Source organism: Bacillus sp. CPT56D-587-MTF, from assembly GCF_058792335.1.
On record NZ_JBYTEF010000001.1, the window covers coordinates 2,950,279 to 2,974,377 of the forward strand.

The window sequence follows — 24,099 nt, forward strand, 5'->3', positions numbered from 1 at the left end:
CCTTTTATTTTACTTGATCTCTTTTTTCTAATGTCATGCTCCATGCTGTTAAAATAACAGCACCTACTACCATAATGCCGCCTACCCAAGCTGTATGAATTAACCCTAACGAGTTCGTTACAATACCGCCTAAATAAGCACCAAGAGCAATCCCAGCATTAAACGCCGCAATATTAATTGCCGATGCAACATCGACAGCACTCGGTACGAATCGTTCAGCTAACATTACGACATATACTTGTAACCCTGGAACATTCATAAATGCGAATAGCCCCATTAAAATAATAGTGATTAACCCAGCTACCTTAAATGGTGCCGTAAATGTTAAAACAAATAATATAATCGCTTGAATAAAGAACATGTAGAATAGCGCTCGAATTGGATTATGATTCGATAATTTTCCGCCAATCACATTCCCTATCGCAATGGCGATTCCATACACTAATAAAATGATAGTAACTGTATTTGCTTTAAATCCTGTTACCTCTTGTAATAACGGAGATAAATACGTAAATGTTACGAATGTTCCCCCATATCCTAATGCAGTAATAATGAAAACTAGTAACAGTCTTCCGTTCGTAATCAGTTTAAATTGATCGCGGAATGATACAGACGCACCTTTTTTCATATTAGATGGAATGAGAATACTATTTGCAATTAAGGCGATAATTCCAATTACTACAATTGCTAAAAATGATGTTCTCCAGCCAAATTGTTGACCAATAAATGTTCCAATTGGTGCCCCTGTAATAGTTGCAACTGTTACACCAGTAAACATGATGGCAATCGCGCTAGCACGCTTATTTTCTGGGACAAGTGCCGCAGCAATTGTTGAACCAATTGACATAAACACACCATGCGAAAGTGCAGAAATAATTCGCGCAATAAGTAATACAGTGAAGCTTGTTGCTACCGCTGCGATTCCGTTACCAATAATGAAAATAATCATAATCCACATTAATAACGTTTTTCGTGACATATTAGCTGTTAATGACGTTAATACTGGAGCCCCAAACGCTACGCCTAACGCATATAAAGAAACTGTTAAACCAGCCGTTGTAACCGACACATGTAAATCTTCCGAAATAGATGGTAATAAACCGACACTAACAAATTCAGTTGTCCCAATCCCGAACGCACTAATTGCTAACGCTAACAACGCAAATATACTTCTTCGATTCGTCTGAACTTCTGAAGACGATGCTGTATATGAATTCAATTGAGTTTCCCCTCTTCCCTATAATTCCTATCATAATAGTGCGATAAAAAGGCCCTTTTATCTTCTAAAAAACATATTTAATCTCTACAAACGCTATTATGAATGGTTTCATTCTTTTTTTAAAGAACGCACTTTAAAGTACTATAGGTACTTTTTAGTACAGTAAAGCTTGTCTCTCTCTTACATGTACTATTATGAAATATATTCAATACAATGAATAGTACGTACTTTAAAGTGCTGTAGGTACTAAAAAGTAACATAGTTAGTTACCAGTACCGTAAAGCTTGTTTCTCTCTTACATGTGCTATTATGAATGATAATCACCCTAATAAAAAGTACGTACTTTAAAGTACTATAGGTACTAAAAAGTAACATTTATATAACCTAGCTTATTTTGCTCAAAAATTGAAATCTACATTCCATGAAAAAGACTTTCAAATGAAGAAATACACTTTCCCGTAGAGGCAACTTTAGAGAATATTACTTAAACATATAAAGGATCATGTTCATTACCACAGACAAATAATAAAAAGGCAAAAACGAACAGAAATGTGTTCATTTTTGCCTTTTTTATTTAATGATTAAAATGTACGACTTTTGGAAAGGAAATCTGCATTAGCTCCTGTTACACCACTTTGTCCCCAGTTCCCTGGAATCATTTCACGAATAAGAATTAGCACTTTATCCAAAGGTGCATGAGTATATTTAGATGTTACTTGTGTAAGTTCGTTTACCCACTTATCCTTTGTCTCTTGATCAAATGTATTCCATATATCAATCTTAATAATAGCCATTCCATTAACGTTACGACCTAGTGTATCGTAAGACTCTTTTGTCTCCCAATCGGACACCCTACTTTTCACAGCAAAGGTAGCATCACATGCTACAGCCCCAGCTTTCCCCCAGTTTTCTTTCTCAAGTTCCGTTATCAACACTTGAATTTTGTCAGGGACAATTTTTAATAGTTTTATTGTAAGTTCCGTTACACTATAAATAAATTCCTTCTTTTCTTCTGTTGACATGGTTGGCCAAGTATTTAGCTCGATTAATGGCATAGTATTGCCCCCTAAATTTAATTATCTATTGACTAGTTACAACTATTGGTTCAAATGATTTTTAACTGCTCTTACTACCAATTCGTGATCTTCTTCTGGTGGTAATCCTGAAACTGTTATCATTCCAATAACCCCTACGTTTTTTATCCTGATAGGAAAGCATCCACCAAACGCAGCATATTCCGAAGTATCTAAAAGATATTTTTCATTATATGAAATTCCAGTTATTTCACTTTGTATCTGCATATAATACGAGCTACGATCATGCAGGGAAACGACTCGTTTTTTACGCTCAATCCATTTCGTATTTTCCGCATTTGTCCCTGTCATCTTGAAATGAAATAATTGCACACCATTTTTCGTTATATCAACAGCAATCAATTTCCCCTCTCGCTTTGCTGTTTCAACGATAAATAAACCTAGTTGCAAGGCATCTTCATTTGTAAAAGAGGAAAATTGAAGCGTTTCCTCCTCTTTTAAAATTTGTTTACTTATTTCATTCAAATTTGAAGTGCTCATATTTTTAACCTCCATAATTGTTTTATGCCACACCGACATTTTTTCGAAATTATTAGGCCATATAGTACAACCCTTCAATCAATCTGATTCCAAATAAACTACTGTAACATCGTTGGTAACTAGTAGTACCGTAAAGCTTGTTTTCTTCTTACTGGTGCTATTATGAATGATATTCAAAGTTATAAAAAGTACGCACTTTAAAGTGCTATAGGTACTTTAAAGTACTATTCTACTTATCCCTATCTTACAGAGACTATTATGAAATATATTTAACATCTTAAAAATGTATGTACTAAAGAATAATATTTTTAATCACTAACTTTTTTGCTCAATGGTTGTAATTCATCAGATACAGAAATAGACATACAAAAACGCCATCCTTTCCTATAATTTTAAAGAAAGAATAGCGTATTCTTTTCAAAAATGAGTTCTTTTATTGAGAAACTTTGATTCTATATCATACATAAAAGGGCAACCAGTGCTAAAACAGCTGGAAGTCCTTGTTTCACAATAATTGATTTATTAGATGTGAAATCTCCGAAAATAGCTGCTACCACCACACAAATTACGAAAAATAATTGGACCATATAACCAATTGGATTGAGTCCAAGTACAAGTCCCCAAATGAGACCAGCCGCTAAAAATCCATTATATAAACCTTGGTTTGCAAACATAATGGCTACGTTTCGATCTCCTTCTAAATGCTTCGGTAATTTGAAAGCACGTTTCGCTACTTTTGAATTAATAAAAAACATTTCAAGGATCATGATAAACAAATGTTCTAATGCTACGATCCCGACTAAAATAGCTGCGATTATTTCCACACTATTCTGCCCCCTACACTCTCTATTCTTTAATATTCTCTACATTTTTTTGCATCTGTAATAGAACATGAATAAGTATTTTGCGTTCTTCTCCACTGATATTTACGAACATTTCCTTCATAAAATGTTCCTTTTCTTTCTTGTCAAAATATTAATTGATATATCAATTAATATACATCTCTCTTTTTATTTTTGCAAGTTTTTTTGCTCAATTGGTTTTATTTTGTTCTAGCAACTTTAAACCAATTCAAAACATCAGTTCGCATTTCTAGAAATCATAATTACTTTAAGTTCATTCTGACAATCATATTTAACTAAATATATAAAAGAATTGAGTTATATCTCCATCAATTTATAAAAATTAATTTTTTTCTAAAACAGATACTTTACGTTTTTTATAGTAATAAAAATCATTTTTTTGTTTCAGAGGCAATCCATTTTGTTAGCCTGATGTGCATAAGATAGCACCCATATGGAGAACCAATTATCTTTCAAGAAAACGGCTTGAAATCTGGATTTGGTACAAGAGTTGCCTACTTCCGTGATCCAGATGGTACTAATTTAGAGCTAATTGCTCCAAAAGGGCCATTTAGACGTGAATAATAAATTAATACCGAAACAGCCACCTTATCTGAAAGGTGGCTGTTTGTTAATAGATTGAATAAAAAGGACAAACTCTCCAACTTGAGAAGTTTGTCCAAAAATAGATATTTCATATTCCACTACTTTGACACTAAAACCAACAGTAGTGAATTAGAATAATGACTTAATACTTGCTAAGACAGTAAGTACACCTACAATAATAACAAATACGTTGCTCATTTTCCCTTTGTATTTAGCTAGTACTGGCACTTTTTGAATCGCATACATCGGTAATAGACATAAGATAGCAGCAACTAAAGGACCGCTTAGAGAATCAATAAGTCCAAGAATACTTGGATTTGTATAAGCAACAAACCAGCATGATAATACAACAAAAGTAAGAATTATTGTCTTAATTGTTTTTTCTTCAATATCTTTTCCACGTGATTTACCAAACTTAATAATCATGTCACGCATTACTTCAAATGCTCCTATATAATGGCCAAGGAAAGACTTTGTAATAGCCACAAAAGCAATAATTGGAGCTGCAATAGTGATTACAGGCGAATTAAGCTCATTAGCAAGATATGAAAGAATTGATAAGTTTTGTTCTTTTGCCATTTTTATATCATCTGGAGTCAAGCTCAATGCGCTACTCCAAACGAAGAACATAACAACAGCGAATGTCATGATATAACAAACCTTTTGTATTTGCGCACATTTAGCATCAGTGGCTTCGATTCCATACGTAGCTCTCTGTTTCACAACAAATGATGAAATCATAGGTGAATGATTAAATGAGAATACGATGATTGGTAGAATCATCAATATCGTCCCAAAATAGCCTGTTCCTGTTGAAGCAGTTGAAACAGCTGAAAAACTAAGCATTGACGTATTCCACTGTGGAATTAAAGATATTGCGATAAACAGTAGAGAAACTATGAAAGGATACACTAACATACTCATTACCTTTACAGTAATATCTTGACCAAAATTCAGTATAGCGATAAGACCAAGAACTAATACAAGTGATAAAATAGCTCTTGGAGGTTCTGGCATGTGCAATTGATGCACAATAAAACTACTTGCAGTGTTTGTAAGCGCAACCGAATACATTAGTACGATTGTATAAATTGAACCGAAATATACGATGTTAAAAATGATACTCGCTTTATTTCCGAAATACTCTCTAATTGTACCTGTGATCCCCTCATCAGCAGAATTAGAAGCGTATATCATTTTAGCAAGTGCCCTATGTGAGTAGTACATAACTGGATATGCAAGCAATGTAATTAGTAGTAAAGATAATAAACCACCTGAACCTGCATTAATCGGTAAAAAGAGCACCCCTGCTCCAATTGCAGTTCCAAATAGACTGAGTGCCCATGTAGTATCCTGCTTATGCCACTTTTTCGGATCTGCATATTGCTCATTTTTTAGTGCGGTATTTTCAGCTTGAACTTCTATTTTCTTTGCAGTATTCCCGTTCATATAATAACTCCCCCTTGTATCTATTCCTGCATCTCTCTTTGCACCTAACAAATATTCCCTTTTCGGAAAATGAATTCCTTACAAGTTGCCCCACATTGTATGTCCTTCATCATAATGAATCCAAATTGAAACATTCGCTAATTAGCGTCCTAATATAATTGTTAGCGTTCACAAAAAAGTTTACTCGTAATATCCGCTCTTTATATAAAGAACCCTTAAGAGAACAATATAGAATAGATTTCATAAATACGTTGCAACATTTCTAATAACAGTGTATTACTTTAATGGTTTCTCTTTTTTACTTTTAACAGTAATTTTAGCTAAACCGGCCTCTCTTCATTTGCGAGGCATTTCTTTCTCAATTCTATACATTACTTTCATAACTTCGGTAGCACTGATGATATTGCTCACACAAGCCACTGAAGCACATTACATACATTTCGCCTCTAATCACACACCTTTCTTACTAATAATCGCATTTTTTATATTTTCTCCAGAGATAATAAAATTTCTCTCGACGCCCTCATTATAACGTGTATATTTATAAAATTAATATTTTTATATTTTCAGAAATATTAAAGAGGAATAATTTTATATGGATAATATTTTACAGTTAGCATGTAGCCATTGTTTTTATCGCTTAAAGCTGAATTAGTTAGTAAAAAAATACAATAATACATTGTTTTTCTAGGTGACTTATTATAAAAATACTTATATCCCCTTTTATCAAAAAATTTTATTTTAAACATAAAAGATATTCTAATAAATAATTAATGTAGGTAAAAAGAAAAAAATCCCAAAATACAAAAACCAAATTTTAGGATATATATTATTAATATTGAATTCATATACAATTTAAAAAGCTACAATGAGCAAAAAACAAAAAAGCTGCCCCATATGGACAGCTCATTTACATAATTATCGTTATCAGGAATACACAAACAAATCACTTCAATATCATCTTAATTGTAGTTTGTTCGGCTCTTCTTCAGGGATATCTCTATGTTTGTAATGAATCGTTTTTACATCATTTCCTTTTATGCGAAAAGTAATTGTGTCCCATAAGGCGGATTGTGTGCACCCTCAAAAGTTTAAATTTTAAAATCCCTCATTAACTAGCTCTTTTATCGAGTTTAATTTTGAAGAAAGCTCGATAAACCATTCTTCATCCCCTGTTAATAATGCAAGATCTATAAGATAAAGGATTTGTTCCTTATTTATTACCTTTGATTCAGGGAGTTTGTTAACGTGTTTACTAAAGAGTAAAATCGCTTCGTTTATTGTGTACTGGCCGTCACGTTTCACAATACTAACTGTAACTATATCCTCTACATCATCAAGTGATACAATATAACCAACTATTAATTCACCTTCATTTGATATTCCACGAACCCAATCTCCTACTTTTAAAACATGATTATTATTTGACATCATACCGTTTCACCTTCCTATAAATATTTTTTGTGACGATAAAAAAGATATAAAAACAAATTATACTGTAATATTTTTCATTACATTTAAGTGTTAAGAACTCACGGCTATATAATAATTAAGCCGCTTAACGCTCTTGATTGATAAGGTCAACAACTTCTTTCATTGTATAATTCTTTAAGTATTCACCTAGATGCTCTTCAGCACCTAAGAAAATAGCGAAAAGAACTTTTCGCATATTCGAACCTACAACACACTGATTGTTTGATTCTGGACACTTCGGCTGCAAAGCACCTTCAGAGGTTATCTGATAAATATGCCAAAGATTAATTTCATCTAAATCGCGAGCGAAAATAAAACCGCCACCAGTCCCCTCTTTCGATTGTATAAACTTATGTTTTTTTAACAAACTTAGTACTTTGCGAATGCGTACTGGATGAACACCTGCACTTTCTGAAATAGCATTACTTGTTGACATCCGGTCTGGCTGTAAAGCTAAATAAGTTAAACTGTGTATGGCCAAGGTAAAGTCGCTGTTCATGATTTTCCTCCTACGATTAAAAATATTGTTTCTCATACATTAACATACTGTAGCCATAAATATTACAGATTGGTTAGAACGTTAAAACATGTGGAATGCTTCTTGCCATAAAAAATTAATTCCCTTATATTCTATCCCGTCCCACCTATATCTGATAACTTCATTTAGCTTTTTAAGTTAAAAAGAAAATTAAACACTCCACTGTTTCTTCACTTGTTCTTCTGCCAACTGTTCAATTTTTGTCCAAATCGTATCTTTACTAACAATAACATTTGTTTGATAATTTCTATCATTATAATTAACTGTAACACATACTTCAATCATCTTCTGCTTCCTCCTTTCAAGAAAATTTCTTATTTATATTTAATACCTGAAAAATTTTAAATTTAGTTATAATCTCTAGCATATAACTTCATTTTTTTAAATAATTAAGTTTAAAAACCCCACTGTTTCTTCACTTGTTCTTCTGCCAACTGTTCAATTTTTGTCCAAATCGTATCTTTGTTCACAATGACATTTGTTTGATAGTTTCTATCTTTATAATTAACTGTAACGCATACTTCTATCACCTTCAGTTTCCTCCTTTCAAAAAATTCCTCTTTCATACTATTACTTATTAATTAGCCAACTTTTGCAGTTCAATGTTTAAAAATGTTCGGACACTACGTGGTAAAAATTTGCGAATTTCTTCTTCGTTAAAACCAATTTGCAATCTTTTTTCGTCCAGCATAATCGGGCGACGCAACATTAGTGGATGCTCAATTATTAATGTATAAAATTCATTTAGCGAGAGCTCATCAATATTTATATTTAAGTCCTGAAAAGTTTTGGATCTAGTTGAAATAATTTCAGTAGCCCCCTCTTCAGTTAAACGAAGAATCGATTTAAGCTCATCAACTGTCATAGAATTTGATACGATGTTTTTTTCAATATAATCAATTTGATGCTCTTCAAGCCATGCTTTCGCTTTTCGGCATGAAGTACAGCTTGCTGTTGTATATAGAATTACCATATTTAACTCACTCCTTTAATGTTATTAAACGTACATTTTAAATATCGCTTATTGAAATGTATTAAAAAAAATTACAGTTTAGAATCAAATTCACATAATGTTAATTATTCAGCAATGTTTCATTTATCTCTATTATTCATGCTACATTTTACAGACGTTAACAACTCACTTTTAAAAATCTTACTGTAATTTTAAACTTTACAGTTCAATTAATCAACTGTTAAGTCTTGGATTAATTTTAATAACACAACAAATTATTCTCATGTAAAATTCCCCATAGCATGATGGCTCCTTCAAAGCACATTTCACGCATTTCTTGCTTACAAGTGCTATTATGGATTATATTCATCCTAATAAAAAGTACGTACTTTAAAGTGTTATAGGTACTAAAAAGAAATAATTTTAGTATTGCAACGGATGTAGGCTCACAACTGTAATCTAAATTCATCAAAGGAGTTTTTTTATGAAGACATACAATATTCCTGTAGAAGCGACTTTAGAAGTTATTGGCGGAAAGTGGAAAGTTGTTATCCTTTGTCATTTAAAAAAAGGAACAAAAAGAACGAGTGAATTAAAACGTTTAATGCCTGGTATTACGCAAAAAATGTTAACGCAACAATTACGAGAACTAGAAGAAGATGGTGTAATCCAAAGGAAAGTATATGACCAAGTACCACCAAAAGTAGAGTATTCTTTAACAGATTACGGTTCGTCTTTAGGAGCTATACTCGATTCCCTCTGTTCCTGGGGAGAAGTTCATCTTGAAAAAACCGGGAACACATCCATGCTGATTACAGCAGATGAATCATAACTGTAGAAGACATAAAATAGGTTGAGACAATGCTTGCCTCAACCTATTTTATGTCTCTTTATAATTTTTTTGCCGTAATGACTGTTTCAAACTCAAAGGTTTCCGGTAGATGATCTGCATAAGAATATTCAAAAGTTCGTCCATCCGTTAAGTAAGCTACTTGCTCAACTCGCATTAGGAAATCCTGATTTGTTAAGTTCATAAACTGCTTTTCCCTATCATCTGGGCGAATCCCTTTAACCCTGACAACAGATGTCCCTACTTCAAGACCAAGTTTATTTTGAATATGTGAGTATATCGACTCCTCTAAAACAGAAGCTTCAACACCTGGGATAACCGAAATTGGCATCCATGTATGCTCCATAATCGTCGGAATGCTGTGAATGATGCGGAGGCGAATGATTTTATAGACGAAATCACCAATTGAAACTCCCAATTTCTCAGCAACTACTTCATCAGCACCTACAATCGCAAACTCGATAATTTTACTTTCTACCTCACTACCGTAAACAGCTTTCGTACCTGTTAAAGTTTGAATCATTCGTGCCTTTTCCTGCTGATGCCAATCTTGTACCACTGTTCCACTTCCGCGCCGACGGATAATGTAGCCGTCTCTTACTAATAGATCCAGCGCTTTTTTAATCGTAAGTGCTGAAACATCGAATCCTTCAGCAAGGACGGAGCTACTCGGAATTTTTTCGTTGATTTTATATTCACCGTCTAAAATTTGCTGTTTAATCTTTTGATAAATGCCGAGGTATTTTACTTGTGTTGATCCGCTTGCCATTTCCATACCTCCTTTATACTGCAAACTCTCTTCTATTCATTCAAATGTAAAGCCTCAAGTTTGTAAACTGAAGGTGATGGGGCAGCAAATCCGTTTTCCAAGATTTCAATATTCGTTACTGCTTCTTCATCTTTCACAAGTTTTGGTGCACCATTTACAATTGTGTCATACGCTGCATCATAGAAACGACCGTAATCACCAAGCGGCGTTTTAATTTGTTTTTCAATCCAGTCACCATTTGCATTACGATACTTAGCAATTCCATAATACATCGGCGAATCTTCACCAAATCCTGCACTCTCAGGCATAATACCCGCTTTCAAATCATTTTCCTGCTGATCTTCACCGTATTTAATAAAAGAGCCATTTGTTCCATGAACGATAAAGCGTGGATAATCTTTTGCTACGATATGGTTCGTTTTCAGCTTAATCTTCAACTGATTTCCATAATGTAGACCAACATCGAAATAGTTATCAACCGCACCTTCCACTTCATTATTACGAATATCGTATGTCACTGTATTTGGACGGCCGAATAGTGAAATCATGCGGTCCATCGTATGAATACCTAAACTGTAAAATGAACCTTCTTCTTTTGGAGCTTCATGAGTGATTGAACTAGGACGGAAATAATCAATATGTGATTCAATCTCAATAATATCACCAAGGAATCCTTGTTCAATTACTTGCTTCACAGCTAAAAAATCACCATCAAAACGGCGGTTTTGATAAGGCATAACGACTACACCTTTCTCTCGTCCTAATGCTAATAATTCTTTGGCGTGTTCTACTGTATCGCAAAATGGTTTTTCAACGATAACTGATTTTCCGGCTAGTATAACTTTTTTTGCTAATTCATAATGCGTATGTGCTGGCGTACAGATCGTCACGACTTGAATTTCTTTGTCATTCAACAATTCGTCCAAATCAGTAGTGAAGTAAACACCTCTTTCCTCATATGGAGCCGCTAATTCTTCATTTATTTGACGTACAAAAATCGTTTTTACTTTTATATTATTACGTGTCTTTAGATAAGGTAGGTGATAACGGTTAGCTGATTTTCCAAATCCAATAAAGCCCATTGTTAATGTCATGTTCTTCAACTTCCTTGCTCATAAATTTTCGTTTCTACATTTATTATATATTTTTTCTTTAAAAGTATATAGTTTTAATTTTAAAATTATATATTAAAAAGTCGAGATAGAAATCATTTTCTGATTCCCATCTCGACTTTACGTTATGGACTTATATCCTATCATCATTTTATTTATACTCAATGACTTGAGAGCTACTTGGTTACATGCTCTTATTCATACATATACGAACGTGTCATCGGAATTGTATCATTAATCCCTTTTGTAAATACAAATTGATGTAAATCAATATTACCTGTAAAGAACGAAGCTGCACATGCATTTAAATATAAACGCCACATGCGGATAAATCGCTCATCTTTCGTTTTACGAACTTCCTCTAGTACGTTTTCAAAATTTCGAGCCCAATGTTGTAATGTTTTTCCGTAATGTCTACGTAAGCTTTCTACATCCACAATAAAAAATTGTTCGTTTGTCATGTTCGTGATTAATTCGTTCACAGCAGGAACATACCCACCAGGGAATATATATTTTTCAATCCAACCATTCGTAGCACCACCATTAGCCGGAGAAGTAATGCAATGCAGCAGAGAAATCCCGCCATCATTTAATAATTTGTTAACTGTTTCAAAGTATTGCGTAATGTTGTCTTTTCCTACATGTTCGATCATACCTACACTAACAATTTTATCAAATTTATGATTCTTAATATCACGGTAATCAAGTAAAGATACTTCAACTAAATCCGTAAGTCCCTCTTGTTTAATTCGCTCAGAAGTCTTAGCATATTGTTCCTCACTTAACGTTACTCCCATCGCTTTCACACCGTACTGTTTAGCGGCAGCTGTAATGAGTTCACCCCACCCACAACCGATGTCTAATAGCGTATCACCTTTTTGAAGGTTCAACTTTTTCAAAATATGATTCACTTTATTATGCTGCGCTGTCGTTAAAGAATCTTGCTCATTTTGGAAATATGCACAAGAATATGTCATTGTTTCATCAAGCCATAATTTATAGAAATCGTTCCCAATATCATAATGATGAGCAATATCATCTTTATTTTTTTGTTTTGAGAAATTCCATTTACTTTTGAAATATTGCAACTTACTATCACCTAAAAAGCTATCCTGCCTTTTATAAATAGATTGAATTGCTTTTTCAAGGTTACCCTCTATTTCAAGATCCCCATTCATATATGCTTCACCGAATGCAATAGAAGGATCCTTAGCGATTTCTTTTTTTGAAAGTGGCTTATGGAATGTTATGTGAAATTGAGGTTCCCCTTCGCCATATTGGATTGTTTCTCCATTCCAAAGTGTAATTTGAACTGGATCTGAAAACAGATTTTTGAGTATTTTTTTATAAAAAAGTTCTTCAACCATAAAAACATCTCCTACTAAAAAATTGAACAAAAAACTATACTAGTTAATAAGTCTTTTTGAACATAGCTTAAAATCGTTATTGTACTGACTTCTTGCTACGAGTGTCATTATAAAACGGTTATATTATGAAGCATAGTACGTACTTTAAAGTGATGTAGGCACTTTTAAGTACCCATGACTGAAACAGGTCCTCAAAAATTTTACTTTTCATCATAACAACTTTCTAAAGTTTTAAAACGAAAAACACCACCTCGTCATTAGGTGGTGTTTTCAATATTACATATAGAGATTTCACTTAACTTCTGTGTTTTTTCTATCTATGCATCGTTCTCCCCATACGGTCAATTGATTTAATACATTTTGCAAAGACCACCCATAATCAGTTAAGGAGTATTCTACTCGGGGTGGAATTTCTTTATAGATTTCACGTGTAATCACACCATCATCTTCTAGCTCACGTAATTGTTGCGTCAACATTCTAACAGAAATTTCAGGAATTAGACGCTGCAACTCGCTCGTTCGCTTTGTTCCTTTCGTTAAGTGACATAAAATGACGACTTTCCACTTTCCACCGATAATTTCTAAAGTTGCTTCTATCGGTATATTGTATTGTTTCACACGATCTCCCTCCTTTTTTCTAAATTTCTTCTCTATTGTTACGTAAAAACAAATAATTTTCTATACGGCACATTTTAGTTCCTACAGCACAAAAAAGTACCTATATTACAAAAAAGTAATTATGCTGCTTAAAAATCTCCCTCTATACAAAAAGAAAAAACGAACGTATTCTCGTTCGTTTTTTCTTTCTTTATTCAACTGCGGTTATAAGCATAGACGTGTTACCATTCTTTTCAAGATGATTTTCTCCCCAGTTACAAAGAGTATCGAGTATAGAATCTAAAGAATGACCGTAATCCGTTAAAGAGTATTCTACTTTTGGTGGCACTTGGTTATACACTTTTCTCTCGATTACACCATCTTCTTCTAATTCACGTAATTGTTGCGTTAACATCTTTTGTGTAATACCAGACATTAATTGTTTTAATTCGCACGTTCTCTTTTTGTCTTTCTTTAAATGACAAAGGATAACTACTTTCCACTTTCCACCGATAACCTCTAAAGTTGCCTCTACAGGAATATTGTATGTTTTCATATAAAAATCTCCTTTAATAATTTTATAAGACAAATAAGCTAAAATATTTAAATATTACTTTTAAGTATCTATAGCACCTTAAAGTACGTACTTGTTACCCTGTTAAACATGTTTCATAATAGCATACGTAAACAGCAGATGAGTAGTACGGCACCAAAAAGTACCTGTATTACTTTTTAGTATCTATATCACTTTAAAGTACGTACTTTTCATTATGTAAAATACATTTCATAATAGCATTTGTAAGAGTTGAGTGAGTCATACAGTGTTAGAAATTACCTGTTAGTACCTTTACTTTAAAGTGAGTATTTTTCTCATACATTTTGTCAGACGATAAAATGACATGTTTTCATTTTCACATCCATTCACAATGAATAAATAATTTTCAAATACATTTTAGGAGGATATCTATAATGAGTAAATTACTAAAAGAAAAAATCGGGTTTGGTACAGCACCACTAGGAAATATGTACCGTAATATCCCAGAGGAAGAAGCCATCGCTACAGTGGATGCTGCTTGGGAGAATGGCGTTCGTTACTTTGATACAGCTCCACTTTATGGATCTGGCTTAGCGGAGATTCGTCTTGGTGAAGCACTATCAAAAAGAAATCGTGATGATTACTTTTTAAGTACGAAAGTAGGTCGAACTATTTCGGATGAATTAGAAGATCCATCTGCACGTGATTTAGGTGAAAAAGGCGGGCTTTTCGAATTTGGTCGCAAAAATAAAATGATCAATGACTATAGCGCAGATGCAACACTTCGTTCTATCGAGCAAAGTTTGAAACGTTTAAAAACAGATTGTCTAGACTTTGTTTTCATTCATGATTTAGCACAAGACTTTTATGGTGATGCGTGGATTTCACAATTTGAAATTGCTCGAACAGGAGCATTCCGTGCGCTAACACGTTTACGTGAAGAAGGAGTCATTAAAGGCTGGGGGCTTGGAGTAAACAAAGTAGAATCAATTGAACTTATGCTTGATTTAGAAGAAGCGAAACCAAATATATCCTTATTAGCTGGTCGCTATTCATTATTAGACCACGAACGTGCATTGCAACGAGTAATGCCTGCAGCTGTAAAGCATAATATGGATATTGTTGTTGGTGGCCCATATAGCTCAGGTATTCTTGCTGGAGGCGCTCACTTCGAATATCAAAAAGCATCGCCAGAAATTATTGCAAAGGTTGAGAAAATCAAAGCTCTTGCAGATCGTCACGAAATCAGCATCAAAGCTGCTGCACTACAATTTTCACTAGCCAATCCAGCAGTTGCTGCTGTTGTTCCTGGTGCAAGTAAACCGGAACGAATTGTAGAAGACCAAAACGCCTTAAATACAGTAATTCCAGCAGCATTCTGGGAAGAAATGCGCGAACAAAAATTAGTAGCACCTAATGCACCACTACCAATCAACGTAAAATAATTTGAAACCTTAATCAGTGGGGTCATCCCCACTGATTATTTGCTCGCAAATATCGAGATAAAAAGGAGCGTAATGAACATGGCACATACTACTACATCTATGGAAATTTTCGGTTCACCTGAACAAGTATGGCAATTAATCGGAGGTTTCAACTCCCTTCCAGACTGGTTACCTTATATACCTAGCAGTAAATTAACGGAAGGCGGTCGTGTACGTCATCTAGCTAATCCAGATGGCGATACAATTATAGAACGCTTAGAAGTATTCAATGATAAAGAACGCTACTACACGTATTCAATCATGAATGCACCGTTCCCAGTCACTAATTATTTATCTACAATCCAGGTGAAAGAAGGTACTGAACGTAACACATCGTTAGTAGAGTGGTCTGGTACATTCACTCCTGTTGAGGTTAGTGATGAAGAAGCAATAAATCTGTTTCATGGTATTTACAGCGATGGACTGAAAGCATTACAGCAAGCATTTCTAGATTAATTTACTAAAAACAATGAAAAGCAAAGCGATATCGCTTTGCTTTTTTTATAAAATCCCTTTTAACTTTTCACCAATTAACTTCGCTAGATACTCATAACCTTCTGGACCAAAGTGTAATCCATCTTTTTCATCATTTTCTACAAACCTTTTATAATTCAGTTCTTGAATCATTTCAGCATACAAATTTAGAAAATAGCTTCCTGTTTCTTTTGCCACTTTCTCCACCACGTCTGCATACTGACAGAGCACTTCATTTGTTCTATTATGCTGCCTCTCTTCATCAACTGGCGCAGGGCTAATAAGCAGCACTTTACCTGACGAAACTTGGTTCACAATCTTCTCTAAGTTTTCTTTATATGCTTGTAATGACACTTGAGAAAAAGAAACTGCATCATTCGTACCAAGAAAAACTGTTACGAAATCTGGTTTATATGATATTACATCTTCTTCAATCCTATTTAACGCATCGAATGTATTATCACCTGGAACACCTGCATTCACTACTATCCAATTCGGAAACATCTCTTGCAAACGTGGTGTTAATCTCGGCATTCCATCATAAAATGTTTCATCAGCTGTAATACTATCTCCAAAACATACTAACGTTTTCATTAAGCTACTCTCCTTTTACGTATGAAACAACTTTCCTTCTATTGCTTTTATATATCTTTCAGCAGAACGTTCAACTGCCTCATTTGCATTTTCCTTTACTACTCGATGAAAAGCGTTGTATAAACGATTAAACTGTAACGGCTTCACTCGATTCACCATTTCTTCCACTTTCCTCGCTGGTAGTGGAATTAAGTTTGGATAGCTGTACATGAAGCTTACCCACCGCTCATCTGCTACAACTTGAATAATATCACCTGTTAACAAAATTCCTTTTCCGTCATTACCTTCTTCCCAATGTAAGACAGAACCACCACTAAAATGTCCTCCAAGACGATGTACAGTAATCCCATCCGCTAATTGTAAAGACTCACCAGACCAATAAATAATACGACTACTTGGGCGCATCACCCATTCTTTATCATCTTCGTGTATATAAATTGGTACATCAAATGTCTCTGCCCATTCTACTTGCGTTGAATAATAATGAGGATGAGACAATGCAATCGCATCTAATCCGCCAAGCTCTTTTATTTTCGTAATTGTCGTTTCATCTAAATACGTAATACAGTCCCACAGTAAACGATATGATTCTGTTTTCACTACAAATGCCGTTTGACCGATCGCAAATCCTGGTTTTGTCGTAATACTATAAAGTCCATTTTCCTCTTTTATTATTTCATTTTTATATGTATCATCTGTTTGCAAATTTTCTAAAGTCGTCCAAGACTGCCCTTTCGGATTCACATACTGCCTTTCTTCATCACAAATATGACAACTCACCGGTTCTTCTACACTCGCTGCATACTGCACGCCACACGTTGTACAAACGAAATTTTTCATCATAATTCCCCCTATCCCTAAATTTTTATTAAGCTGATTTTTGTTGATAATGATCTGCTTTTTTATTTTCAATTAATAAACTTATAAAAGTAAGTAAATAGATAAATGTAACCGATAATGGAATTACAGTAAATCCTTTTTCACTTCTGCAACATTCATCTCACTATCTCCCCCAAAATATTTGTACTATAAAGTCACCTCAACCTCACCCATCCAATAACGCCAAGCTTCTAAATAATCCTCTAAATCTTTCGGGTGGTGCCGTAAACATGTATCTATACGCAAATATAATCCTATGACTATCTCTTCATATAAATCACGGTCATTTTTATGAAATACACATTGTTTCATCGCATAACCAATCGTTTCTTTTGTTAAATCTTCCGGAGTTGAACAGAACGCATAAATTAAATCATATATAGGATCTCCTAACACTGGTAAAGGATCAATTACACCGTGCAGTTTATTCTCTTGAAATATAAAATTATGAAATCCAAGATCACCATGCAATAAAAATGGCTGATTTATTCCAGTCCCCCTACTTGGACTATTTGCTAACTTAAAAACCGTTCTATACGCTTCCTCACTTATGTAACGTCTTACATTTTCATGAGCTTCCATCACATTTGTCGTTAAAAATTCATTCCAAGATTGAACTAGGTTTTCTTTCCATCCCCAGCCATCAATCTCTGTAGCTACTTCATACTTATTGATAACTTCCTTTACAAGTTTACAAAGAACGCTCCGTTTATGGCCTAGTTTGCAAAAAGTTGTGCCCTCAAGGAATGAGTAAACAATATAGCGATTTAAAGGTTCCTTATAAAAAAGCTTTGGAAATAATTCATCCTTTTTATAAAACTGAAGAAAATAAGCTTCTTCACGTATGACATCCGATTCATTCAACTTTACAACGTATTGTTCATCTAACAAATATATAGTACTTGTTGTTCCCCCGTTTAACACTTTTACACTATTTGGATAATGTGAAATCACTTTCTCCTTAACTAGTTGTGCAGTGATTATTGAAATATCCATTCTCTCACCCTTTAACTCCGAATATTCCCTTAATTCAAAAGACAACTTTACTATTATTTGACAAACATAAGGGAATTCCTCCTAAAAATCTTAATATAACAAAAGATAATTTTATCTCATTGCAACTGCGTCTTTCAATATTCCATCATATAATTCATTCCATTGATGGTAATGCGATGTAATTTCTTCACTCCAAATGTTCTTCATTTAATCTAGTAATTTCTATTGAATTATCTCTTTCTTTTAACTTATGAGCCAAACTTTCTACACCAAACACTTCTGTAAACGTATGACTGCCTACAATTAAATTAATCCCTTTAAATTTCGCATGTTGCACTGTATATAATGTTTTTTCACCTGTTATGTACGTGTCACACCCTTTTTCTAATGCACGTTCAATCAAATTTGTATTGTTTCCTGCACCGGTTAAAATCGCAATCCGTTTTACTGGTTTATCGTGATTTCTCCAGCTCTTCACTTTCTCTTCCATTCTTTCTTCAAGTTTTCCAACTAAGTTTGAAAAAGGAATCGCTTCTTTATATTCTCCTATTCCCGGTAGTTCTTCTTCCTCATACGTGGAATATTCCAGTATTGTATCTATCCCAATTCCGTTAAATAACGATGTACATGTGCCAAACTTTACAAAATCTAACGGCAAATGAACCCAAAAATGATTCATTTCATATTGCTTCAATTTCTCAATACAAGCCTCTTCCATACCAAATAAAAAACTCCACGGCGCATGATGTGTAACTATCATATCGACTCCATTTCTATACGCTTCTTCAATAGTTTCTAACGTTAAATTTGTTGTGTAACCGATTTTGTGAAATTCATCTTTACTTATATGAGTAAAACCATATTCATCATCGCCGTATTTATGAAGATGCTCTCCAAATAGTGATGTTATATGTTCGTTAAACTGCTTTATATTCATTTTATTTCTCCTTTCATTTACTTTTATATTTCAAAAATAAGGAAATACTAAATAAAAACGTTACATACATATAGGAGGACACCATGAAACCTGAATTTTTAAAAGCTGTACATGATGCCATTGGAAACGTCGAACATATTCATATAGAAGAAAGCGGTGCTGACAGCTTACTTATCCATCATGATGATGCACAGCAATTACAACAAGTCGCTAAAACGCTAGAAAATAACAATTTTCGCTCTGCTTTAAGAACAACTGGAGATGCTTCGTATATTGAAGTGTTGAACAGATAATGAAAGTCCGGATGTATGCCGGGCTTTCTTTTTTATATTAAAACTTCAAACTCTTTCACATACACCGCTGTTCCAGCAATATCTATTTGTAACTTTTCGTTTTCTATCCCTTTCGTTACATAAACAGTTACACGGCCATCTTTATTTATTTCCTGTCCTTGCTCAACGATTAAGTCCAATTCATGTTCAAAATCTTTCTCTAAATACTCCGCATAATACGCTCCCATTACACCTGAAGCTGTTCCTGTCACTGGATCTTCAATCGTCCCAGCATAAGCTGACGAGAAATGACGGCCATGCATTTGTGCTAGTTCATCATAAGTTTCTAGACAAATTGGGTGAATAGAAGCATTAGGTATTTCTTTTAATACCGATGGAAATGCAGCATTATTAGGTTTCATTCTCTCACACGCATCTAGATTTTTAATCGGCACAATTACAGTCCAGTTTCCTGTACTTCCATATACTATCGGTAAACTTACATCTAAATCATTTACTTCTAAACCAATACTATGAGCTAATTCTTCTTTTGAACCTGCAAAATCTTTAAACTGAGGTGCTGTCTGCCTCATTTTAATAAAGGTTTCTCCATTTTCATTTACACCTATTTGTATCGGTAAAATCCCTGCCTTCGTTTCAATCGTAAGGTTACTTTTCTCTTCTAATAAACCTTTTTCGCGCAAGGCATATATCGTCCCTACTGTCCCATGACCACATAAATCCATTTCAAAACCAGGTGTAAAATAGCGCATTCTTATATCTCCTACTTCTGAGGAAAGAACAAAAGTTGTTTCGTTATATCCAACTTTTTCAGCAATAATTTGCATTTCCTCTTCCGTTAATCCATCTGCTTCTAATACAATACCTGCTGGATTTCCCTTATTTGGCTTATTCGTAAATGCGTCATAATGAAATACGTTTATAGTCTTCATTTTCTTTTCCCCTTATTTGTCCATTTCTTTATTTTTATAATCAATAAGAAAATTGATCTAACCAACTTTCATAATCAGCTTTTTGAAATGGACGGATAATGAGTCTATCCGTCTCTACTTCTAATAACGATAGCTTCATTTAATTTCATCCCTCAAAATATTAATTGAATTTTCTTTATTATCTTACACAAAATGCAAAATCTAGTAAATCATTATGTTTTTGATACATAAAAACCCAGTCATGTCTTATACATAACTGGGTTCTCCATCGTTTTATAATTTTCTATTTCACAAGAACTACATCTCGTAATTCCCTCTTCAACACTTTTCCTAAAGCGTTTTTCGGTAACTCGTCTATGAATACTACTTCTGGTATTTTATAACTTGCTAACTTCTCCTTACAATACTGAATAATACTTTCTTCTGTTAATGTTGTTTCGCCATCCTTCACAATGTAAGCTCTTGGAACCTCTCCCCAAAAGTCATCTGGAACTCCAACTACTGCAACTTCTAAAACACCTTGTATTTCATGAATAACATCTTCTACTTGATCTGGATATACGTTGTCACCACCGCGTATAATAACGTCTTTATATCTTCCCATAATATGCAGGAATCCATCATCATCTATCATGCCAGCATCGCCCATGTTAAACCAGTTATCTTTTACTACCTTCTTTGTCGCCTTTTCATTATTCCAATACCCTTTAAACATGTATGGACTTTTCACATGAATCTCTCCAACTTCATTTGTTGTTAGTTCATGTCCTGTTTCCGGATGAACAATTTTCACCTCTACATTTTTCAAGGTCTTTCCTACAGAAGACATCTTTTCTTTTCCCATCATTGGATGCCATGAGGTTACAACCCAACCTTCTGTACTACCATAACCTTGCACCATATATATTCCTTTTTCCATATATTTTTGAATGAGTGTTTCTGGCACTTTTGTACCACCGCTTTGTGCTACTTTAAAGGTTGAAATATTACGTTCTTTTTTATTTAATTCATCAAGCATGTAACTATAAACAGCAGGGAACGCAAGCATCGTAGTAATTTTCTCTTCTTCAATCTTATCCCAAATAATAGCAGGATTCGAATCAGCTAAGAAAATCATCGTAACGCCATGATAAATACAATTTAAAATAGAAAGCACGCCACTCATATGGAACAATGGATGCACAGATAAAAAGCGTTCACCTGCTGGGATTTCTCTTTGTCCCGCAATTTCAGCAAAATAGTGATGTAAGTTTTTATGTCCAATTACACATGCTTTCGCCTGTCCAGTCGTTCCTGAAGTAAATAAGTAAATGGCGTCGTCTTCTTCATGAACTTCTACGTTCGGTTCTGTCGTTGGCTGTTTTTGCAGCTCTAATTCAAATGAACCAAAACCTTCTTTTGTCGTTTGAATTACATAAGGAATTTCTTTAACAGCATCAACATTTAATAACACTTCACTAAATTCTTCATCAATAACTAACACTTTTAATTTCGCTTCTTTTACAATTGTTTCTAATTCATATACAGTAAGCTGATGATTTAGCGGAATAAATACCGCTCCAATTTTTAAACTTGCCATCATAACGCTTGGAAATGGGTGATTATTTTTGCATAGTATTCCTATACGATCTCCTCTTTGCACACCATTATGTAACAAATAATGTGCAAGCTGATTTACTCGTTCATTATATTGCTGAAACGAATATCTTTTCTTCCCTCCTACAAGCGCTTCCAAATTTGGTGACTGCATTGCTCTCTTTTGTAATAATTGTCGCATCGTTCTCAAGTAAAACTCCCCTTTATATATGTTAGGTTTTTTATTTTACCAGATTAACTATTAATTTACTAAAGATTACACTTAGTGAATATAAGAAGAATATAAAATAGCCATTTACTTCACAAGTAAATGGCTATTTTTCATTATATATTAGAATACTTCTTGTTCATTACATATTGCACATACTCAGGTGCACTTTTATCAATCTCTTCATCACTTAGTTTATATTCTGCACCATATAAATAAAAGGAAGGTATAAATTCCATACCTGTATATAGGCATGTAGCTTGGAATGGTTTCGTCAACTCATCCATTGTAATCCCACTATTTTCATAGTCTTTTTCTAATCCACCTATAGAAATAGCTACACCAAATTCTTTCCCCTTCACTTTATCTCCTTGTGATCCGTACGCAAATCCATATGTTAATACATCATCATACCATTTTTTTAATAATGGTGGTGTGCTGTACCAGTAAAGCGGAAATTGAAATATATATCTGTCATGTTCTACTAATAACTTTTGCTCTTGTTCAATATTAAACTCCCAATTTGGTGCCACCTTATATAATTCATGCACCGTAATTTCATCTGAATGTTTCTCAAGTTCTTCTATCCATCTTTTATTAATTTTTGATTTTTCAATATGAGGGTGTGCTACAATTACAAGTGTTCTCATCATTTTCCAGCCCCTTTATAAATTAATCAATCCTTTACGTATTAGTATGAATGAGTTACATATAATTGAAAAGTACGTACTTTCAGGTACTATAGGAACCTTGAAGTACCTTTGGAGGTGTTATATGAATCAAAATGATAATTGCCCAATTGCAACAACACTCGATGTAATCGGTGGAAAATGGAAAGTTCATATTTTATGTATTTTGTCGGATGGAAAAATGCGAACAAATGAAATTAAACGAGAAATCCCAAACATTACACAAAAGGTTCTTACACAACAACTTCGGCAACTTGAAGCTGATGGGATTATCTATCGTACCGTATATCAAGAAGTACCACCAAAGGTTGAGTACACACTAAGTGAATACGGAAAATCTTTAATGCAAATAATGGATAATCTGTTTGAATGGGGAAAAGATCATCAAATTAAAAGATTACATGACTAAAAAAGCACTATATGCTTTGTTTCATCCTCTACGTTCATATTTTTTGTTTTTATAAAGTTTATTTTCATTGTTTTTTAGCTAACTTGTTTTCTTAGATTGATGGACGTGACGCCACATCCATCAATCTAAAAAGATACAATTAGAAAAATGAGATTTCTATACAGTTTCGCATATAAACACTACTTCCGCCTCATTAAACGCTCGCTCTACTTTTTCTAATCTCAATTGTACGTAAGCTATAAAGAAGTACCCCTAAACCGAGAATTTTTTCATTATTAGACGCATTAGAACCTAAGGTAATAGTAGGTACATTTAAACCCATAAACCTTTCACTCCATTCTATAGGCATATAAAAAGATACTCCTTAAAAATAAAAAACGCTATTCTCTCTGTAAAATCATAGAAAAGAATAGCGTTTTTTATTTTGAAATAGAAGTCATTATTTAAACTAAACATGCTAATATTGATTTTGTGCGATTGTCAGTTACCTCATAATAAATTTCTAATCCTTTCCGAGTACCTGTAACCATTTTAGCAGCTTTTAGTTTAGATAAATGTTGACTAATTGTACTTTGAGGCATTTGTAAATCCCCATACATTGTTGTTACATTAGTAGGACCTTTTGCAAGCATTATTTTTACTAAAGATAGACGAACTGGATGCGCCAATACCTTTAACACCTCAGCGATTTCTTGAAACATTTCTTTTTTTTCTTTCATCTTATT

General features: G+C 33.8%; 28 protein-coding genes and 5 pseudogenes. 6 read left to right on the top strand and 27 right to left on the bottom strand.

The genetic code is table 11. The features are described from left to right. Window positions 1-4: 4 nt before the first annotated feature. From AC3WVZ_RS15160 to AC3WVZ_RS15175, 4 genes are all read right to left on the bottom strand, one after another. The gene (locus AC3WVZ_RS15160) at window positions 5-1,219 is read right to left on the bottom strand and encodes an MFS transporter (protein WP_001089891.1); all 1,215 of its coding nucleotides are present in this window, start codon (window positions 1,217-1,219) and stop codon (window positions 5-7) included. 581 nt (window positions 1,220-1,800) lie between these two features. Next, window positions 1,801-2,274, bottom strand: coding sequence for a tautomerase family protein (locus tag AC3WVZ_RS15165; RefSeq protein WP_233935031.1), 474 nt, complete (start codon window positions 2,272-2,274; stop codon window positions 1,801-1,803). Between the two features lie 42 nt (window positions 2,275-2,316). After that, window positions 2,317-2,832, bottom strand: coding sequence for a heme-degrading domain-containing protein (locus AC3WVZ_RS15170; protein ID WP_002195678.1), 516 nt, complete (start codon window positions 2,830-2,832; stop codon window positions 2,317-2,319). Between the two features lie 413 nt (window positions 2,833-3,245). Further along, a complete protein-coding gene (locus AC3WVZ_RS15175; protein ID WP_233935032.1) occupies window positions 3,246-3,617 on the bottom strand; it encodes a DUF1304 domain-containing protein in 372 nt (123 codons plus the stop codon). A gap of 468 nt (window positions 3,618-4,085) precedes the next feature. Between AC3WVZ_RS15175 and AC3WVZ_RS15180 the strand changes: the two are divergent. Continuing rightward, window positions 4,086-4,220 (top strand): annotated as a pseudogene (locus AC3WVZ_RS15180) (VOC family protein); the annotation flags it as partial. 150 nt (window positions 4,221-4,370) lie between these two features. On the opposite strand, the gene AC3WVZ_RS15185 reads toward AC3WVZ_RS15180, so the two are convergent. The 7 genes and pseudogenes from AC3WVZ_RS15185 to spxA all read right to left on the bottom strand — a co-directional run bounded on the left by AC3WVZ_RS15185 (window position 4,371) and on the right by spxA (window position 8,674). Then, a complete protein-coding gene (locus tag AC3WVZ_RS15185; protein WP_001014168.1) occupies window positions 4,371-5,690 on the bottom strand; it encodes an aromatic amino acid transport family protein in 1,320 nt (439 codons plus the stop codon). A gap of 957 nt (window positions 5,691-6,647) precedes the next feature. After that, window positions 6,648-6,781, bottom strand: a pseudogene (locus AC3WVZ_RS15190) (DUF3888 domain-containing protein); the annotation flags it as partial. Between the two features lie 7 nt (window positions 6,782-6,788). Then, the gene (locus AC3WVZ_RS15195; RefSeq protein WP_000987462.1) at window positions 6,789-7,124 is read right to left on the bottom strand and encodes an IDEAL domain-containing protein; all 336 of its coding nucleotides are present in this window, start codon (window positions 7,122-7,124) and stop codon (window positions 6,789-6,791) included. A gap of 124 nt (window positions 7,125-7,248) precedes the next feature. Continuing rightward, window positions 7,249-7,662, bottom strand: a complete 414-nt coding sequence (saiR, locus tag AC3WVZ_RS15200) for an Rrf2-family transcriptional regulator SaiR (RefSeq protein ID WP_001083465.1) — start codon at window positions 7,660-7,662, stop codon at window positions 7,249-7,251. Between the two features lie 189 nt (window positions 7,663-7,851). Continuing rightward, on the bottom strand, window positions 7,852-7,986 hold the full coding sequence (locus AC3WVZ_RS15205) for a BA3454 family stress response protein (protein ID WP_000573530.1): 135 nt from the start codon (window positions 7,984-7,986) through the stop codon (window positions 7,852-7,854). Between the two features lie 110 nt (window positions 7,987-8,096). Continuing rightward, entirely contained in the window at window positions 8,097-8,231 is a 135-nt protein-coding gene (locus tag AC3WVZ_RS15210; RefSeq protein ID WP_000573515.1) for a BA3454 family stress response protein, read from the bottom strand. Between the two features lie 47 nt (window positions 8,232-8,278). Continuing rightward, complete coding sequence (gene spxA / locus AC3WVZ_RS15215) at window positions 8,279-8,674, bottom strand: transcriptional regulator SpxA (protein WP_233935033.1); 396 nt, start codon at window positions 8,672-8,674, stop codon at window positions 8,279-8,281. Between the two features lie 463 nt (window positions 8,675-9,137). Between spxA and AC3WVZ_RS15220 the strand changes: the two genes are divergently transcribed. Continuing rightward, window positions 9,138-9,485 (top strand): winged helix-turn-helix transcriptional regulator, encoded by a 348-nt coding sequence (locus AC3WVZ_RS15220; RefSeq protein ID WP_000860832.1) that lies wholly within the window; start codon window positions 9,138-9,140, stop codon window positions 9,483-9,485. A gap of 48 nt (window positions 9,486-9,533) precedes the next feature. Here AC3WVZ_RS15220 and AC3WVZ_RS15225 read toward each other — a convergent pair. The 5 genes and pseudogenes from AC3WVZ_RS15225 to AC3WVZ_RS15245 all read right to left on the bottom strand — a co-directional run bounded on the left by AC3WVZ_RS15225 (window position 9,534) and on the right by AC3WVZ_RS15245 (window position 13,904). Continuing rightward, window positions 9,534-10,272 (bottom strand): annotated as a pseudogene (locus AC3WVZ_RS15225) (GntR family transcriptional regulator). A gap of 32 nt (window positions 10,273-10,304) precedes the next feature. Continuing rightward, window positions 10,305-11,366, bottom strand: coding sequence for an oxidoreductase (locus tag AC3WVZ_RS15230; RefSeq protein WP_000176600.1), 1,062 nt, complete (start codon window positions 11,364-11,366; stop codon window positions 10,305-10,307). Between the two features lie 212 nt (window positions 11,367-11,578). Further along, window positions 11,579-12,751: a cyclopropane-fatty-acyl-phospholipid synthase gene (locus tag AC3WVZ_RS15235; RefSeq protein ID WP_000229037.1), complete on the bottom strand. Its 1,173-nt coding sequence runs from the start codon at window positions 12,749-12,751 to the stop codon at window positions 11,579-11,581. Window positions 12,752-13,042: 291 nt separating this feature from the next. Beyond that, window positions 13,043-13,369 carry a winged helix-turn-helix transcriptional regulator gene (locus AC3WVZ_RS15240; RefSeq protein ID WP_000816335.1) on the bottom strand — a complete coding sequence of 109 codons (327 nt, stop codon included), beginning with the start codon at window positions 13,367-13,369 and terminating at the stop codon, window positions 13,043-13,045. Window positions 13,370-13,559: 190 nt separating this feature from the next. Continuing rightward, window positions 13,560-13,904, bottom strand: coding sequence for a winged helix-turn-helix transcriptional regulator (locus AC3WVZ_RS15245; protein ID WP_000860821.1), 345 nt, complete (start codon window positions 13,902-13,904; stop codon window positions 13,560-13,562). Window positions 13,905-14,317: 413 nt separating this feature from the next. On the opposite strand from AC3WVZ_RS15245, the gene AC3WVZ_RS15250 reads away from it, so the two are divergent. Both AC3WVZ_RS15250 and AC3WVZ_RS15255 read left to right on the top strand, forming a co-directional pair. Next, window positions 14,318-15,328, top strand: coding sequence for an aldo/keto reductase (locus tag AC3WVZ_RS15250; RefSeq protein ID WP_233935035.1), 1,011 nt, complete (start codon window positions 14,318-14,320; stop codon window positions 15,326-15,328). A gap of 78 nt (window positions 15,329-15,406) precedes the next feature. Beyond that, a complete protein-coding gene (locus tag AC3WVZ_RS15255; RefSeq protein WP_000951519.1) occupies window positions 15,407-15,823 on the top strand; it encodes an SRPBCC family protein in 417 nt (138 codons plus the stop codon). Window positions 15,824-15,868: 45 nt separating this feature from the next. Here the strand turns inward: AC3WVZ_RS15255 and AC3WVZ_RS15260 are convergent, their stop codons facing one another. The 5 genes and pseudogenes from AC3WVZ_RS15260 to AC3WVZ_RS15280 all read right to left on the bottom strand — a co-directional run bounded on the left by AC3WVZ_RS15260 (window position 15,869) and on the right by AC3WVZ_RS15280 (window position 19,247). Next, window positions 15,869-16,435 (bottom strand): SGNH/GDSL hydrolase family protein, encoded by a 567-nt coding sequence (locus AC3WVZ_RS15260; RefSeq protein WP_000855217.1) that lies wholly within the window; start codon window positions 16,433-16,435, stop codon window positions 15,869-15,871. 15 nt (window positions 16,436-16,450) lie between these two features. Continuing rightward, window positions 16,451-17,278 carry an MBL fold metallo-hydrolase gene (locus tag AC3WVZ_RS15265; RefSeq protein WP_011110268.1) on the bottom strand — a complete coding sequence of 276 codons (828 nt, stop codon included), beginning with the start codon at window positions 17,276-17,278 and terminating at the stop codon, window positions 16,451-16,453. Between the two features lie 25 nt (window positions 17,279-17,303). After that, window positions 17,304-17,420 (bottom strand): annotated as a pseudogene (locus AC3WVZ_RS15270) (DUF7010 family protein); the annotation flags it as partial. A 41-nt stretch (window positions 17,421-17,461) separates the two neighbouring features. Further along, window positions 17,462-18,310, bottom strand: coding sequence for an aminoglycoside phosphotransferase family protein (locus AC3WVZ_RS15275; protein WP_063220862.1), 849 nt, complete (start codon window positions 18,308-18,310; stop codon window positions 17,462-17,464). A gap of 187 nt (window positions 18,311-18,497) precedes the next feature. Further along, window positions 18,498-19,247 carry a Nif3-like dinuclear metal center hexameric protein gene (locus AC3WVZ_RS15280; RefSeq protein ID WP_001022442.1) on the bottom strand — a complete coding sequence of 250 codons (750 nt, stop codon included), beginning with the start codon at window positions 19,245-19,247 and terminating at the stop codon, window positions 18,498-18,500. 83 nt (window positions 19,248-19,330) lie between these two features. Between AC3WVZ_RS15280 and AC3WVZ_RS15285 the strand changes: the two genes are divergently transcribed. Then, entirely contained in the window at window positions 19,331-19,540 is a 210-nt protein-coding gene (locus tag AC3WVZ_RS15285) for a hypothetical protein (RefSeq protein WP_000801653.1), read from the top strand. Window positions 19,541-19,572: 32 nt separating this feature from the next. On the opposite strand, the gene AC3WVZ_RS15290 is transcribed toward AC3WVZ_RS15285, so the two are convergent. The 4 genes and pseudogenes from AC3WVZ_RS15290 to AC3WVZ_RS15305 form a co-directional block, all read right to left on the bottom strand. After that, a complete protein-coding gene (locus AC3WVZ_RS15290; RefSeq protein ID WP_000849321.1) occupies window positions 19,573-20,472 on the bottom strand; it encodes a PhzF family phenazine biosynthesis isomerase in 900 nt (299 codons plus the stop codon). Window positions 20,473-20,518: 46 nt separating this feature from the next. Further along, a pseudogene (locus tag AC3WVZ_RS15295) lies at window positions 20,519-20,611 on the bottom strand (GNAT family N-acetyltransferase); the annotation flags it as partial. 144 nt (window positions 20,612-20,755) lie between these two features. Next, complete coding sequence (locus AC3WVZ_RS15300; protein WP_002195674.1) at window positions 20,756-22,249, bottom strand: class I adenylate-forming enzyme family protein; 1,494 nt, start codon at window positions 22,247-22,249, stop codon at window positions 20,756-20,758. A gap of 143 nt (window positions 22,250-22,392) precedes the next feature. After that, window positions 22,393-22,926, bottom strand: coding sequence for an NAD(P)H-dependent oxidoreductase (locus AC3WVZ_RS15305; RefSeq protein ID WP_063220861.1), 534 nt, complete (start codon window positions 22,924-22,926; stop codon window positions 22,393-22,395). A gap of 124 nt (window positions 22,927-23,050) precedes the next feature. On the opposite strand from AC3WVZ_RS15305, the gene AC3WVZ_RS15310 reads away from it, so the two are divergent. Next, on the top strand, window positions 23,051-23,374 hold the full coding sequence (locus AC3WVZ_RS15310) for a winged helix-turn-helix transcriptional regulator (RefSeq protein ID WP_001072981.1): 324 nt from the start codon (window positions 23,051-23,053) through the stop codon (window positions 23,372-23,374). A 193-nt stretch (window positions 23,375-23,567) separates the two neighbouring features. Here the strand turns inward: AC3WVZ_RS15310 and AC3WVZ_RS15315 are convergent, their stop codons facing one another. Beyond that, window positions 23,568-23,723, bottom strand: coding sequence for a hypothetical protein (locus tag AC3WVZ_RS15315; RefSeq protein ID WP_001121202.1), 156 nt, complete (start codon window positions 23,721-23,723; stop codon window positions 23,568-23,570). Between the two features lie 94 nt (window positions 23,724-23,817). Beyond that, window positions 23,818-24,093 (bottom strand): ArsR/SmtB family transcription factor, encoded by a 276-nt coding sequence (locus tag AC3WVZ_RS15320; protein ID WP_000660066.1) that lies wholly within the window; start codon window positions 24,091-24,093, stop codon window positions 23,818-23,820. Between the last annotated feature and the right edge of the window lie 6 nt (window positions 24,094-24,099).